The 13,950-nt window shown below is 71.0% G+C and carries 17 protein-coding genes; 9 read left to right on the forward strand and 8 right to left on the reverse strand.

Annotated elements, in window-relative coordinates:
* Positions 1-18 precede the first annotated feature (18 nt).
* Both GPZ80_RS05750 and GPZ80_RS05755 read left to right on the forward strand, forming a co-directional pair.
* Positions 19-630 carry a 5-oxoprolinase subunit B family protein gene (locus GPZ80_RS05750; protein ID WP_187218756.1) on the forward strand — a complete coding sequence of 204 codons (612 nt, stop codon included), beginning with the start codon at positions 19-21 and terminating at the stop codon, positions 628-630.
* Entirely contained in the window at positions 627-1,499 is an 873-nt protein-coding gene (locus tag GPZ80_RS05755; RefSeq protein ID WP_187218758.1) for a 5-oxoprolinase subunit C family protein, read from the forward strand. The genes GPZ80_RS05750 and GPZ80_RS05755 overlap by 4 nt, the downstream gene beginning before the upstream one ends.
* A gap of 40 nt (positions 1,500-1,539) precedes the next feature.
* Here the strand turns inward: GPZ80_RS05755 and GPZ80_RS05760 are convergent, their stop codons facing one another.
* On the reverse strand, positions 1,540-2,385 hold the full coding sequence (locus tag GPZ80_RS05760) for an aminodeoxychorismate lyase (protein ID WP_187218760.1): 846 nt from the start codon (positions 2,383-2,385) through the stop codon (positions 1,540-1,542).
* A 94-nt stretch (positions 2,386-2,479) separates the two neighbouring features.
* Here GPZ80_RS05760 and GPZ80_RS05765 point away from each other — a divergent pair, with 94 nt between their 5' ends.
* The 5 genes from GPZ80_RS05765 to GPZ80_RS05785 are packed head-to-tail and all read left to right on the forward strand — an operon-like array spanning position 2,480 to position 6,421.
* The gene (locus GPZ80_RS05765) at positions 2,480-2,860 is read left to right on the forward strand and encodes a Fur family transcriptional regulator (RefSeq protein WP_246476833.1); all 381 of its coding nucleotides are present in this window, start codon (positions 2,480-2,482) and stop codon (positions 2,858-2,860) included.
* Positions 2,857-3,969, forward strand: a complete 1,113-nt coding sequence (ygfZ, locus tag GPZ80_RS05770) for a CAF17-like 4Fe-4S cluster assembly/insertion protein YgfZ (protein WP_187218764.1) — start codon at positions 2,857-2,859, stop codon at positions 3,967-3,969. The genes GPZ80_RS05765 and ygfZ overlap by 4 nt, the downstream gene beginning before the upstream one ends.
* A gap of 34 nt (positions 3,970-4,003) precedes the next feature.
* Positions 4,004-4,834, forward strand: a complete 831-nt coding sequence (locus GPZ80_RS05775) for a beta-keto acid cleavage family enzyme (protein ID WP_187218767.1) — start codon at positions 4,004-4,006, stop codon at positions 4,832-4,834.
* A 58-nt stretch (positions 4,835-4,892) separates the two neighbouring features.
* Entirely contained in the window at positions 4,893-5,462 is a 570-nt protein-coding gene (locus GPZ80_RS05780; RefSeq protein WP_091376222.1) for an RsiG family protein, read from the forward strand.
* 8 nt (positions 5,463-5,470) lie between these two features.
* Positions 5,471-6,421: an asparaginase gene (locus GPZ80_RS05785; RefSeq protein WP_281401178.1), complete on the forward strand. Its 951-nt coding sequence runs from the start codon at positions 5,471-5,473 to the stop codon at positions 6,419-6,421.
* A gap of 60 nt (positions 6,422-6,481) precedes the next feature.
* Here the strand turns inward: GPZ80_RS05785 and GPZ80_RS05790 are convergent, their stop codons facing one another.
* Positions 6,482-7,366 carry a DUF8083 family protein gene (locus GPZ80_RS05790; protein ID WP_187218768.1) on the reverse strand — a complete coding sequence of 295 codons (885 nt, stop codon included), beginning with the start codon at positions 7,364-7,366 and terminating at the stop codon, positions 6,482-6,484.
* A gap of 194 nt (positions 7,367-7,560) precedes the next feature.
* Between GPZ80_RS05790 and GPZ80_RS05795 the strand changes: the two genes are divergently transcribed.
* Entirely contained in the window at positions 7,561-7,743 is a 183-nt protein-coding gene (locus GPZ80_RS05795; protein ID WP_091376232.1) for a DUF3073 domain-containing protein, read from the forward strand.
* A 136-nt stretch (positions 7,744-7,879) separates the two neighbouring features.
* On the opposite strand, the gene GPZ80_RS05800 is transcribed toward GPZ80_RS05795, so the two are convergent.
* The 6 genes from GPZ80_RS05800 to purF all read right to left on the reverse strand — a co-directional run bounded on the left by GPZ80_RS05800 (position 7,880) and on the right by purF (position 13,472).
* Positions 7,880-8,944 carry an NADH:flavin oxidoreductase/NADH oxidase gene (locus GPZ80_RS05800; RefSeq protein ID WP_187218770.1) on the reverse strand — a complete coding sequence of 355 codons (1,065 nt, stop codon included), beginning with the start codon at positions 8,942-8,944 and terminating at the stop codon, positions 7,880-7,882.
* Positions 8,945-9,025: 81 nt separating this feature from the next.
* Positions 9,026-9,454, reverse strand: a complete 429-nt coding sequence (gene arfB / locus GPZ80_RS05805) for an alternative ribosome rescue aminoacyl-tRNA hydrolase ArfB (protein WP_312880135.1) — start codon at positions 9,452-9,454, stop codon at positions 9,026-9,028.
* Between the two features lie 41 nt (positions 9,455-9,495).
* Entirely contained in the window at positions 9,496-10,245 is a 750-nt protein-coding gene (locus GPZ80_RS05810; protein ID WP_187218774.1) for a hypothetical protein, read from the reverse strand.
* Positions 10,230-10,751, reverse strand: coding sequence for a SigE family RNA polymerase sigma factor (locus GPZ80_RS05815; protein ID WP_187218775.1), 522 nt, complete (start codon positions 10,749-10,751; stop codon positions 10,230-10,232). Before GPZ80_RS05815 ends, GPZ80_RS05810 begins: the two co-directional genes overlap by 16 nt.
* Positions 10,752-10,804: 53 nt before the next feature.
* Positions 10,805-11,896 (reverse strand): phosphoribosylformylglycinamidine cyclo-ligase, encoded by a 1,092-nt coding sequence (gene purM / locus GPZ80_RS05820; RefSeq protein ID WP_187218777.1) that lies wholly within the window; start codon positions 11,894-11,896, stop codon positions 10,805-10,807.
* Between the two features lie 31 nt (positions 11,897-11,927).
* Complete coding sequence (gene purF / locus GPZ80_RS05825) at positions 11,928-13,472, reverse strand: amidophosphoribosyltransferase (RefSeq protein ID WP_376771639.1); 1,545 nt, start codon at positions 13,470-13,472, stop codon at positions 11,928-11,930.
* Between purF and GPZ80_RS33960 the strand changes: the two genes are divergently transcribed.
* Complete coding sequence (locus tag GPZ80_RS33960; RefSeq protein WP_376771641.1) at positions 13,423-13,767, forward strand: zinc ribbon domain-containing protein; 345 nt, start codon at positions 13,423-13,425, stop codon at positions 13,765-13,767. The two genes, purF and GPZ80_RS33960, sit on opposite strands and share 50 nt — an antisense overlap.
* The last annotated feature ends 183 nt before the right edge of the window (positions 13,768-13,950 follow it).

The raw sequence follows: 13,950 nt of genomic DNA on the forward strand, positions 1-13,950 counted from the left end.
GGGAATCAACCATCTGGGGTGCGGCTGCGGCGGTGCGGCGCGGCCGCGGTCCTGGTGGAGCTGGACTCGCTGACGCAGGTCGCCGCCGCGCGGGCCGCGCTGGCCGACCTTCCCGGCGTCGTCGACCTCGTTCCCGCCGCCCGCACCGTGCTCGTGTCGTTCGCACCGGGGGCCGGTGGGCTCAAGCAGGTCCGCGAACTCCTCGGCCAGACCGATCTGTCGCAGGCGCCCGTCTCGGCTTCCCGGGCCGTGGTCCTGCCGTCCGTGTACGACGGGCCGGACCTGGAGCTGGTCGCCGAGACCGCCGGATTGAGCGTCGAGGACACCATCGTCCTGCACTCCGGCGCCGAGTACACCGTCGCGTTCTGCGGTTTCTCCCCCGGCTTCGCCTACCTGACCGGCCTGCCCGACGCGCTGCGCCAGCCCCGGCTCGACACGCCACGCACCCGGGTCCCGGTCGGCGCGATCGGCGTGGCGGGCGAGTTCACCGGCGTCTACCCGCGTTCCTCGCCCGGCGGCTGGCGGCTGCTGGGCAGGCTCGCCGACGACGCCGACCCGCTGTTCGACCCCGCCCGCACCCCGGCGTCACTGCTGGCACCGGGCGACCGAGTCCGCTTCGAGGTGCGATGACCAGGGCCGTCACCGTCCTCGCCACCGGACCGCAGGCTCTGATCCAGGACCTCGGCAGGCCCGGCAACGCGCACCTCGGCGTCGCGCCCTCCGGGGCGCTCGACGAGCCGTCGCTGCGCCTGGCCAACCGGCTCGCGGGCAACGCGGAGGACGCGGCCGGCATCGAGTCCGTGCTGGGCGGGCTGCGGCTGCGCGCGGAGGGGTCGTGCACGGTGGCGGTGACCGGGCCGAGCGTGCCGGTCACGGTCGACGGCCGCGACGCGGGCTCACACGCCCCGGTCCACCTGCGGGCGGGCCAGGTCGTCGAGCTGGGTTCACCGCGGTCCGGACTGCGTTGCTACGTCGCCGTCTCCGGGGGGATCGAGGTGCCCCCGCAGTTGGGCTCACGGTCGACTGACGTGCTCTCGGGCATCGGCCCGGACCCGCTGCGCGCAGGCGACGTGCTGCCGCTGGGAGCGCCGCTGGGCCCGCCGGTCGGCGAGGACGCCGTGCCGCCGCCCAGCCCCGCCGACCACCTGACGATCCCGGTCCTGCTCGGCCCGCGCGACGACTGGTTCGCCGACCCGGCAGCCCAGTTCGCGAAGCTGACCTGGGCGGTCTCGCCGGAGAGCAACCGCGTCGGACTGCGGCTGCTGGGCGACCCGCTGACCCGGGCGCCGGAGTTCGCCGGGCGCGAGCTGACCAGCGAAGCAGTGGTGACCGGGGCGGTCCAGGTGCCTGCGAACGGCAAGCCGGTGATCTTCCTGGCCGACCACCCCACGACCGGCGGCTACCCGGTGGTCGGCGTGGTCGACCCGCGCAGGCTGCCCGACCTGGCGCAGGCGCGGCCGGGCACCAAGATCCGCCTGCGGGCGCAGGCCGCTCCGTAGCGAATGTCGAACTCAGTCGCCGGAAGGGGCGACTCGCGGGTTAGGGGTATTCGGACTCGTAGAGGGCGCTGAGTTCGGTGTGCAGTTTGACCGAGTCGGGCAGTTCGACGCCGTCAAGCGTGTGCACGCGGGTGACCTTGCGGACGCTGGAGACCAGGAACAGGCCCTCGGCGCCCTTGAGTTCGTCGCGGTGGATCGGTTCGGTCCTCGTGGTCCAGCCGGACCGCTCGGCCGCGCGGAACAGGGCGGCCTGGGTCGTGCCGGGCAGAATGCCGATGGTGGGCGGGGTGGTGCGCATGGTGTCGCCCTCGACCAGCACGATCGACGCCGTGGGGCCCTCGAGGACCGAGCCGTCGGACGCGATGAAGATCGCCTCGTCGGCGCCGTGCGCCTCTGCGTAGCGCAGAGCGGCCATGTTGAGCGCGTACGACAGCGTCTTCGCGCCGAGCAGCAGCCAGGGCGCGCGCTCCACAATGGACGGGTCGAACCCCCGGTCCAGAGTGAGCGCCGCGACGCCGCCCTCGCGGTGGGTGAACGTCTTGGGGCCGATGGTCATGCCCAGGGCGAACGCCGTCGGGCTGCCGTCGCCGAACTCCGGGCCACGCGTGTAGACGAGTTTGAGCGCGAACTCACCGCTGCCGGTCCAGCGGTCGATCACCGCCTGGGACACCCGTTCCCACGCCGCGAGGTCGGGCGCCGGGAGGTTCAGCATCGCCGCCGACCGGGCCAGCCGGTCGAGGTGCGGGCCGAGCTCGCGGGGCTGTCCGTCAACCACGAGGACGGTCTCGAAGACGCCGTCACCACGCATCAAGCCGAGGTCGTCCACCCGGATGTGCGGGTGGTCCGCGTCGGCATGGGTTCCGTCAAGCATCACCAACACGCGCATGGGCGCACCCTACGCCCGCCGAAGGCCTAACATCGGCTGGGTGGAGACCCTGGGAAACCGCGAGGAACTACGCACGACGCTGCACGAGCGCGGCATGCGCATGACCCCGCAGCGGCAACTGGTCCTCGACGCCCTGATCGAACTCGAGCACGCCACGCCCGAGCAGGTCTGCCAGCATGTGCAGCGGACCACGCCATCGGTCAACATCACCACGATCTACCGCACGCTGGAGCTGCTGGAGAGTCTCAGCCTGGTCCGCCACACCCACCTGGGCCATGGCGCGCCGACCTACTCGGTGCACGAACACCAGCATGTTCACCTGGTCTGCCACCGCTGCGGCCACGTCGACGAGATCCCGCGGTCGATGACGGAAGGGCTCGCCGGAACAGTTCGCGACGCCCACGGGTTCGTACTAGACGCAAGCCATCTCGCCCTGTCCGGTATCTGCCGCACCTGCAACCAGGAGTCCACGTGACACCTCGCTCGCCGATTCTCGACCTGCCCGGGGCCATCCCCCCGCCGGACGAGGCGGTCGACTCGGGCGTCGCCTGGCACTGGGGCGACCCGTTCGCCGAGCAGCGGGCCGCCGCCCGCAAGGTCGCCGTCGTCGACCGGTCGCACCGCGAGGTCATCGCGGTCCCGGGCGAGGAGCGACTGGCCTGGCTGCACCTGGTCATCTCCCAACACGTCACCGCGCTGGCCGACGGCGCGGGCACCGAGGCGCTCGTGCTCGACAGCCAGGGCCGGGTCGACGCGCACATGCTGCTCGCCCACGCGGGCGACACCGTGTGGATCGACACCGAGCGCGGCGCGGGGGCCTCCGGCGCGCGCGGCGGGCAGGTGTCGCTGCTGGAGTACTTCCAGCAGATGGTCTTCTGGTCAAAGGTCGAGCCGCGGGACGCCAGCGCCGAGCGTGCGGTCCTGTCGCTGGTCGGCCCGGAGACCCCGGAGCTGCTGGAGCGGGTCGGACTGCCCGTCCCGGCGGGCGAGTACGCCGTCGCGCAAGGCACCGATGTCGTCGTCCGCCGGATGCCGTGGCCCGGCCATGACGCCGCCGACCTGCTGGTTCCCCGGGCGGAGTTGGTCGCTTGGTGGACCAAGCTGACCGACGCGGGCGCGCGCCCGATGGGCACGTTCGGCTTCGAGGCGCTGCGCGTGGAGTCGGGCAAGCCCCGGCTCGGCGTCGACACCGACGAGAAGACGATCCCGCACGAGGTCAACTGGGTGCCGTCGGCCGCGCACGTGGCCAAGGGCTGCTACCGCGGCCAGGAGACGGTGTCCAAGGTCCACAACGTCGGCAGGCCGCCGCGCCGAATGCTGCTGCTGCACCTCGACGGCAGCGCCGACGCCCTGCCCGAGACCGGCGCCGCGGTCCGCAGCGGCGAGAAGGTCGTCGGCCGGGTCGGCTCGGTCGCCCAGCACCACGAGCTTGGCCCGATCGCGCTCGCCCTGCTGAAGCGGTCCGTCGGGGCCGGGGCCGAGCTGGTCGCGGGCGAGTCCACCCAGGCCTCGGTCGACCCGGACTCCATCCCGCCGGACACCCCCGCGCTGGGCCGAGTGGCGGCTCAGGGCCTGCGGCATTAAGGCAAGCGGGGCCCGGTATGCCAGGATCGGCGCCATGTCGACATCTCCGGGCACGTTGATCACGGTCGCCCCGACCGGTGCCGAGCACGCCAAATCCGACGTGCCGAACCTGCCGGTCACCCTGGACGAGCTCGTCGCCACCGCACGCGACTGTGAGCGCGTCGGCGCCGCGATGATCCACATCCACATCCGCGACGACGACGCCAAGCCGTCACTGGACCTGCAACGACTCAAGGACACGGTCGCGGCCGTGCGGGAGAGCACGAACCTCATCGTGCAGCTCTCCACCGGCGGCGCGGTGACCGATCCCGAGGAGCACCGCCTGCGCGTGCTCGACGCGATGCCGGACTCGGCGTCGTGCTCGATGGGCACGCTCAACTTCGGCGACGACGTGTTCCTCAACCGCTGGGACTTCATCGTCGAGCTGCACAAGCGGATGCGGGACCGGGGCATCGTCCCCGAGTACGAGATCTTCGACCTCGGCCACCTCACCGCCCTGCGCAGGCTGCTCGACCAGCACGGTCTGCCCGCGGGCGGCCACGTGCACCTCGACCTGGTGATGGGTGTGCCCGGCGGCATGCCCGGCGACGTCGAGACGTTCGCCGCGGCGCTGCGGCTGATCCCCGAGGGCGCCACTTTCTCCGCGACCGGCGTCGGCCGCTCGACTCTGCCGATCCTGTTCGCCGCGCTGTCGGCGGGCGGGCACGTGCGGGTCGGGATGGAGGACACCGTCTCCTACGCGCGGGGCGAACGGGTCAAGGACAACGCCCAGTTGGTCGCACGCGCGTCCGGCCTCGCGCGGATCGCCCAGCGGCCGCCGATCAAGCCCGATGACGCGCGAGTGCTGCTCGGGGTGACAAGCTAGGCAGTGATAGCTGGGCGCAGATATGGCGGCGAGGCACTATTTATCGGAGGATGTGCGCGTGATCGAAGTCCGCCCCGGTGGGCGCAGGCGCATCGACCGAGTCCTGTCGCCTGACTATGTCGAGAATCTCGACCAGCTCGACCTCGTCGAGGTCCGAGCGCGGCGCGACGACGCCGCGCAGGAGGAGACCGACCTCTCCTACATGCGCAGACTGCTACACGGGCGGATCGACATCGTCAAGGCCGAGCAGAAGCGCCGGGCCACGGGCGGGTCGCAGTCGGTCGTCGACCAGCTCGCCGCGATCCTCGCCGACAACGCGGTGGGCCCGGCGATGGGCTCCGGCCGCTACCAGACCTTGGAGCCCTCCCGCGCCGAGGCGCACCGCAGGCACGTCGAGGCCCTGGTCTCCGACGCCGACCTGACCGATGTCGTGTCCCTGCCCGACGAGCGCCTCGACCTCGCCCTGCGGACCTACCAGGCCGAAGAGGCCTCGGTCTCGCAGCGGCGGCGGCAGGTGCAGGTGGTGATGGACCTGCTGAACGAGCAGATCGGCAGCCGCTACCGGGCCGGGAGCGCTTCGGTCGACGATCTCCTGGCCGCCGAACGTGCGAAGCGAGAGCCCAGCTGAATCCCGTACTGGTCGAAGTCCTCCGCTCCGGGTTCGTGGAATCCGTGCACCGCGGCTCTTTGGTGGTGCTCGATCCGGACGGCGAGATCCTCCTTGCCTTGGGCGAAGTCCGGGAGCCGGTATTCACCCGCTCCTGCAACAAGCCACTCCAGGGCCTCGGCCTGCTGCGCGCGGGCCTAGACCTCCCTGACGACGCCGACCTCGCCGTCGGCTGCGCGTCGCACAGCGGTGAGGCCGAGCACGTGGAGCAGGTCCTCGGCATCCTGGGCAAGAACGGCCTGACAGAGTCCGACCTCGGCTGCCCGCCTGACTGGCCGCTCAACCAGGCCGCCCGCAACCGCGTGATCGCCGGTGGCGGCGGCAAGCGGTCGGCGGCGATGAACTGCTCGGGCAAACACGCGGCGATGCTGGCCACCAGCGTCCAACTCGGCTGGGACGTCCGGTCCTACCTGGACCCGGACCACCCCGCCCAGGCCGCGATCGCCGAGACCGTCGCCGAGATGACCGGTGAGGACATCAGCACCATCGGCGTCGACGGCTGCGGCGCGCCCCTGTTCGCGCTGACCTTGGAAGGCCTGGCCACCGGCTACCGCGGGCTGGTCCTGGCCGAACCCGGCACCCGCAGGCGCCGGGTGGCCGACGCGATGCGGGCGCACTCACACCTCGTCGGCGGCACCGACCGCGATGACACGGAACTGATGCAGGCCATCCCCGGCGTCCTGGTCAAGGGCGGCGCGGAGGGCGTGCACGCGATGGTGTTGGCGGACGGCACGTCGGCCGCGCTGAAGATCGACGACGGTGCCCCGCGGCCCCGCACCCCGCTGCTGGTCGGCGTCCTACGGGCGCTGGGCTACGACGCACCGGAACTGGCCGACATGGCTGAGCGGGAAATTCTGGGTGGTGGGGTCCCGGTTGGCTCAGCCCGCCTGCGCCCGGGCCTGCTGGATGACTTGGGCTGATCCGTCTCGGGGCGGACTTGGGCTTCGGGTGCCCGTTGGATCGGCTCGTGCGTTTGTGGGCTAGTTGAAGCGCTCCCGAATAGCCATCCCCGCCCAGAAGTCCCGAAGCTTCGTGAACCGCTCCGCGACCTCCTCGGCGTCCGAGGCCTCGATAGCGTCCAAGATTCCGTTCACGTCATCGGCAGACGTGTCCTCAAGCAGTTCCTCATCGGAAAACAGCTGCACCAGCCCGCCGTAGTCCAGCTCGACGGCCGACCCCTCATCGAAGTTCTCCAGCCAGGCCGCGGTGTCGATCAACACCCGCGTGGGACCGGCTTCCCCGAACGTCTGCTCGGCGAGAGTCGCCGCCCGCTCGATGCGCCGCCGGGCGTCGCCCATGGCCACCCGCCAGAACACCTGCCGCCGCGGGTCGTCGCGGGGTGCCACGACCACGTGTCGGTGGGCGGGGTCGACCAGGGAGAACCACGGCAGCGGGACCGTCCACGTCGTCGAGACGATGTGGACCGACCCGTTGGGCTGCTCGCCCAGGATGTGGGCGGCGCGGGCCCGCAGGCGCTCCGGGGAGTCCGACAGCATCGCCGCCCGCAGCATCGGCGTGGACGTCTCCAGGAAGCCCATGAGGGCCGCCGCGGACCGCGCGCGGACGTCCATCGGGCACACGAGCGGACCGGGCCCCACGGTGGCTTCCGCGCAGTGCACCTCGGCCGGGTCGATCACCAGGACATCGCGGACCGAACTCGGGGTCGGCCTGCCATCGCGCAGTTCGCCGGGAAGGGCGGCGTTGGCGAGTTGTGATCGGAACCACACCTCGCGTTCGCGGATGCCCGCCCGGGCGTGTTCGACCGCGCCGTCCTCGATCACGGCGCGAAGCAAATCCCCCAGTGATCCACCGAAAGCGGACAGCGGCTCGTACACCCGGAGGTAGGCGACGAACGGACGAGGCACGCGCTCATGGTTTCACGGACCGTGGCGATCGACGCCCTTGGGAGAGTGTTCGGCGGGGTGTCGGGTTCTGCACACCATGCCGCGTCGCATCGAACCCCTTCGGCACGGTACGGTAGTTACCAGGAATCAACTGTCGACATCTACGGGGCCGCCGTTCCCCCGGCCGCCCCGTCACTGTGCGAGGGGGTCGAGCCATGGGGCGCGGCCGAGCTAAGGCCAAGCAGACGAAGGTGGCCCGGGAGCTCAAGTACAGCTCACACGCCACGGACTTCGACGCCCTACAGCGTGAGCTGTCGGGCGGCAAAGACGACGGTCACGACAGCAGTGACCAATTCGACGACTCGTCCGACGACGAGTACGACGAATACCGGCGATGACTCAGGGTCCGTCACCCCGCACTTGGTGACGGACCCACCACGCCGCATCCCCCTCCGTAAAGCCGTGAAGACCGCCCCTGACCGGGGCGGTCTTCACGGCTCGACCTCGGAGCACACAGCTCGGTTTGGCGCACCCTCAGTACGAGACCGATCCGTACTGCGCGGGCGTCGCCGCACTGTCACCGAGTTCGGTGGCCGCACGGAGCGCCCAGTAGGGATCCCGAAGCATTTCCCGTCCGATGAGGACAAGGTCAGCCGCCCCGTCCGCCAGCACCCCCTCCGCCTGACGCGCGTCGGTGATCTCCCCGACCGATCCGGTCAGCACGTCGGCCTTGCGCTTGATCGCGTCGGCGAACGTCACCTGGTAACCGGGTCCGGTCGTGATCTTGGCGTGCGGCACGTTGCCGCCGCTGGACACGTCGATCAGGTCGGCGCCCGCCTCAGCCAGCACCCGGGAGATCTCCACGCTGTCGTCGACCGTCAGCCCGCCCTCGGTCCAGTCGGACGCGGAGATCCGGACGAATACCGGGATCTCCTCGCCGACCGCCTCGCGCACCGCGCGCACCACCTCGACCGCGAACCGGGTCCGGCCCTCGAAGGAGCCGCCGTAGTCGTCGGCGCGCGTGTTGGACAGCGGCGAGAGGAACTCGTGCAGCAGGTAGCCGTGGGCGGCGTGGATCTCGACGACCTTGAACCCGGCCTCGACGGCGTACCGCGCGGACTGGGCGAACTTGGCCACGATGTCGGCGATGCCCGCCTCGTCGAGCGCCAAGGGGACGCGGTACTCGGGAATGAAAGGCTCCGCGGTCGGGGCGACGGGCGTCCAGCCGCCATCGGTGTCGGCGACCCCGCCACGGCCGACGAATGGGCTGTAGGTGGACGCCTTGCGGCCCGCGTGCGCGAGCTGGATGCCGGGCACGGAGCCGTGCGCCGCGATGAACGCGGTGATCGGCCGCCAAGCCTCGACATGCTCGGCCGACCAGAGTCCGGCGTCCTCCGGCGAGATCCGGCCCGCTGGATCGACGGCGGAGGCCTCGGCGATCACCAGGCCCGCCCCGCCGACCGCGCGGGATCCCAGGTGGACCAGGTGCCAGTGGTTCGGCAGACCGTCGGTCGCGGAGTACTGGCACATCGGGCTGACGGCGATCCGGTTGGGCAGGGTCACCGAGCGCAGAGTCAGGGGGCTGAACAACAGGCTCACGAGGATCCTCCGGGCTAAGTTCGTAGGTCTACGAACTATTCAGCACCGGGCACGCACAGCGTGTTCCCGTCGTGGCCCAGATCACTCGGCGGGCGGGGTGCGGCGGCCACGTTTGGTCTCGCCGCGCTGCTTCTTCGCGGTGATCCGCCGCTCCTTGGCCCGACGCGACGGCTTGGTCGGCCTGCGTGCGGGCGGGGGCGGTTCAGCGGCCTGCCGCAGCAGCGTGGCCAGCCGCTCGCGGGCGGCGGCGCGGTTGGCGAGCTGGGCCCGGTACTCACTGGCCGCGATGGTCACCACGCCGTCGACCAGCCGGCTTCCCAGCCGGGCCAGCAGCCTTGGGCGCAGCTCGTCGGGGACCGACGGCGAGTGCTCGACGTCGAAGGACAGCTCGACGCGGCTGTCGGCGGTGTTCACGCCCTGGCCGCCGGGACCGGACGACCGAGAGAACCGCTCACGCAGCTCGGTCGCCGGGATCACCAGCGTTCTGGACACCACCAACTCTTCAGGCACGGCACAAAGCATGCCGCACCGGACCCGACAGGCCCATTCGATTAACGGACGTAGCCGCGCAGACCGGGGGTGGTCCCGATCGAGGTGAACAGCGGGTACGGCAGAAGCCGATGCGGCCGGGCACGGTCGCCCCAGGCGCTCTCGATCAGCGAGATCTCCTCGCCGTTGGGCATCCGGACGTTCGCGAACACGGTCTCGCGGCCATCGCTGTGGTCGGTCTTCGTCCGGACGACGAGGCCGGTCGGCATCTCCTCGCGGAAGCAGTACTCCCCCTGGCGGCAGAACATCCGCAGAGTGTTCGGCGGCTCCACCCTCACGGTCAGCAAGCGCTCACCGGACGCGCTGCCCAGGACGAGCTCCAGCGTCGCGCCATCGAATTGGAAGCCGCGGGGGCTGCCGGGCTTGCCGCGGACCGACGTCACCTCCGCGGGCCACGGGATCTTGCCGGTCAGCAGCTCGTCGGTCAGCCTCGGCCACTCCACCGGTGGACGATTCTCCGTGGTCGAGGGCCGCGCCTTGGACGTCGTGACCGAGACGGGCGGGCGCGACGGCGGCGCGCTCGCGGACGCGCCGAGTCCAAGATCGTCAGCCGACTGACCGATCAGCCCGCCTGCCAGCGCGGACGTTCCGACTACGGCGACGACCACGGCCATGGCCGCCCCGCCGATCGCGATGGACCGTCGGCGCCGCAGCCTGGCCCGGCCATCGGCGAAGATCGCGTCGCGGTCGAGGTCCAGTGGCGGCTCACCGTCGAGGGCGCGTCCCAGCAGTGCCTTCACCTCGTCGGGCATGGTGATCCCTCCAGCGCGACACGGCCTGCCGCCAGCAGTTCACGCAGGGCGGCGAGTCCCTTGGACGCCTGGCTCTTGATCGTGCCCTCGCTCTTGCCGAGCGCCTGCGCGGTCTCGGCGACCGAGAGGTCCTCCCAGTACCGCAGGACGACTACCGCGCGCTGCCCCGGCGGCAGCCGCGCCAACGCCCGCCGGACGTCGACGGCGTCGTCCACCCCGGCGGGCGGCACGCCGATCTCCGGAAGGTCGCCGACCACGTTCTCGCGTCTGCGGAACGCGCGGCGCGACTCATCGATGGCAGTGCGGACCATGATCTTGCGCGCGTAGGCGTCGACGTTGCCCGCGCGGTTGAGTCGAGGCCAGGCGACGTAGATCTTCGCCAGCGTGCTCTGCACAAGGTCCTCCGCGCGATGCCAGTCGCCCCCGCTCAACAGATAAGCGGTTCGGCGCATGACGACGGCACGGCTGTCCAGGTATTCCCCGAATTCCGCGTCGCGATCGGACACCGGCCCCTCCCGCCCTCACCACCTAATACGGCGGGGCGGGACCGCGGGTTGCCTCAGAACCTCGGGTGATCTCCGAGCAGCACCGCGCGCGGGGCGTCGGCGTCCTCGGCGGGGCGGACATCACCCAGCACCCAGGCGGGCACGTGGCGGGCGGTGAGCACCGCCAGCGCGCGGTCGACGTCCTCGGGCGCGACGACGGCAACCATGCCGACCCCCATGTTGAACGTGCGCTCCATCTCGACCCGCTCCACCCGGCCGCGCTGCGCGATCAGCGAGAACACCGGCTTCGGCGTCCAGGTGCCGCGGTCGAGGTCGGCGTGCAGGCCGTGCGGGAGGACCCGGGCCAGGTTGGCCGCGAGGCCGCCGCCGGTGATGTGCGCGAAGGTCCGGACCTCGGTCTCGGCGCACAGCGCCAGGCAGTCCTTGGCGTAGATCCGGGTCGGTTCGAGCATCTCCTCGCCGAGGGTGCGGCCGAACTCCTCGACGTGGCCCTCCAGCGGCATCCGGCCGATCTCCAGCAGCACGTGCCGGGCCAGCGAGTAGCCGTTGGAGTGCAGGCCGGAGGACGCCATGGCGATCAGCACGTCACCGGGGCGGACCTTGTCCGGGCCGAGCAACTGGTCGGCCTCGACGACGCCGACACCGGTGCCGGACAGGTCGTAGGCGCCGTCGGCCATCAGGCCCGGGTGCTCGGCGGTCTCGCCGCCCAGCAGCGCGCAGCCCGCGAGCACGCAGCCCTCGGAGATGCCCTTGACCAGCGCTGCGATGCGATCGGGGATGACCTTGCCGACAGCGATGTAGTCCTGCATGAACAGCGGCTCGGCGCCGCAGACCACGAGGTCGTCGACGACCATGGCGACCAGGTCGATGCCCACGGTGTCGTGGATGTCGAGGGCTTGGGCGACCGCGATCTTGGTGCCGACACCGTCAGTGGAGGAGGCGAGGATCGGCTCCTTCCAGCGGTCGAGCTTGAGCTTGAACAGCCCGGCGAAGCCGCCGATGCCGCCCATCACCTCGGGGCGGACCGCCTTCTCCGCCCACGGCTTGAGCTTCTCGACGGCCTCGTCACCGGCCTCGATGCTCACCCCCGCGGCGGCGTAGGTGGCGCTGGCGGAGACGGACTGGGACTCGCTGGTGTCAGTCATAACTCGAATCACTGTTTGTAGGAACGCGAGATCAGGGACGGCGCAATGCGTCCTCGGCACCGTACCCGGTGGTGAGTACCGGGGCAGCGGAGCCCGCGACGCCCTTCTCGATCCCCTCGAGGAGGTGCTTGCCGATGTGGATGTCCTCGGGCAGCGGGATCGGGTACTTGCCGTCGAAGCAGGCCGAGCAGAGCCTGCTCTTGGGCTGCTCGGTCGCCGCGACCAGCGCTTCGAGCGAGACGTAGCCCAACGAGTCCGCGCCGATGGAGCGGCGGATGCCGTCGAGGTCGAGGCCGTTGGCCACGAGTTCGGCGCGGGAGGCGAAGTCGATGCCGTAGAAGCAGGGCCAGCGCACGGGCGGCGACGCGATCCGGACGTGCACCTCTAGGGCGCCCGCTTCCCGAAGCATCCGCACCAGCGCGCGCTGGGTGTTGCCGCGCACGACCGAGTCGTCGACGACGACGAGCCGCTTGCCGCGGATGACGTCGCGCAGCGGGTTGAGCTTGAGCCGGATGCCGAGTTGGCGGATGGTCTGCGAGGGCTGGATGAAGGTCCGGCCGACGTAGGCGTTCTTGACCAGGCCGGAGCCGTACGGGATGCCGCTGGCCTGGGCGTAGCCGATCGCGGCCGGGGTGCCGGACTCCGGGACCGGGATGACCAGGTCGGCCTCGGCCGGGAACTCGGCGGCGAGCTTGCGGCCGATCTCGACCCGGGTGGCGTGCACGCCGCGGCCGGAGATCGTGGTGTCCGGGCGGGCGAGGTAGACGTACTCGAAGATGCAGCCCTTGGGCTCCGGGGTGGCGAAGCGCGACGAGCGCAGCCCCTCGGCGTCGATCGCGATCAGCTCACCCGGCTCGACCTCGCGGACGAACGAGGCGCCGACGATGTCGAGGGCGGCGGTCTCGCTGGCCACGACCCAGCCGCGCTCGAGGCGGCCGAGCACCAGCGGCCGGACACCGTGCGGGTCGCGGGCGGCGTAGAGGGTGGACTCGTCGGAGAAGACCAGGCAGTAGGCGCCGCGCACGGTCGGCAGCAGCTCCATGGCGGCCTGCTCGATGCCCTTGTCGGCGGCCGCGGCGGCCAGCAGACCGGTCAGCAGGTCGGAGTCGGTCGTCGCCCCGTTGCGGGTGGCGACGCCGAGTTCGGCGGCGCGGTCGCGCAGTTCGGCGGTGTTGACCAGGTTGCCGTTGTGGCCCAGGGACAGACCGCTGCCGATGGCGGTGGTGCGGAACGTCGGCTGGGCGTTCTCCCACGTGGTCGACCCGGTGGTCGAGTAGCGGCAGTGCCCGACGGCGACGTGGCCGCGAAGGGAGGACAGCACCTGCTCGTCGAAGACCTGGCTGACGAGCCCAAGGTCCTTGAACACGACGATCTGCGCGCCGTCGGCGACGGAGATACCCGCGGCTTCCTGCCCACGGTGCTGCAGCGCGTACAGGCCGTAATAGGTGAGTTTCGCGACTTCCTCACCAGGCGCCCAGACGCCGAAGACTCCGCATTCTTCGCGGGGCTCGGGTTCCGGCTGGTCGATGTTGGCGTCGGGTTTGACTGGGCCAGTCGAGAACTGGTCGGTGACCACCGGAGCGCTCCCTGTGGATGGAGTGAGGCTGCACCCAAGTGTAAGTGCTCGATCGTGTGATGCCGACAATCGGACGGTGGCCCGCGTCACGTCCCGAGGAGGCTTCGGCGTCCACACCGAAGAGAATTTGGGAGCAAGGGCTCGACAAAGCCCCAGCCCACCCCGGCTTGTGAAGGTCGACCCGCGTTTCACCAGTCAGCGTTGCTCGGCGTGCGGGATCGTGGATCGGGAGGCGCGCGAGAGCCAAGCCGCCTTCCAGTGCCGGTCCTGTGGTTCGCCCGCAACGCCGACGTGAACGCGGCGCTGAATATTCGATTCGCGGCAGGGCATGCCGTGACCGCACGGGGAGGCCTGCCATTGGGTGAGCCCGCTAACCGTGAACCTCAACACGACTACTTCCTCGTGGGGTAGTCGCGGTTGGAATCCCCGGCGTTGACGCCGGGAGGATGCCAAGTGTTCACCATTGCCATTACGGTGT

It is taken from the genome of Actinokineospora xionganensis (genome assembly GCF_014323725.1).
Lineage (GTDB): Bacteria > Actinomycetota > Actinomycetes > Mycobacteriales > Pseudonocardiaceae > Actinokineospora > Actinokineospora xionganensis.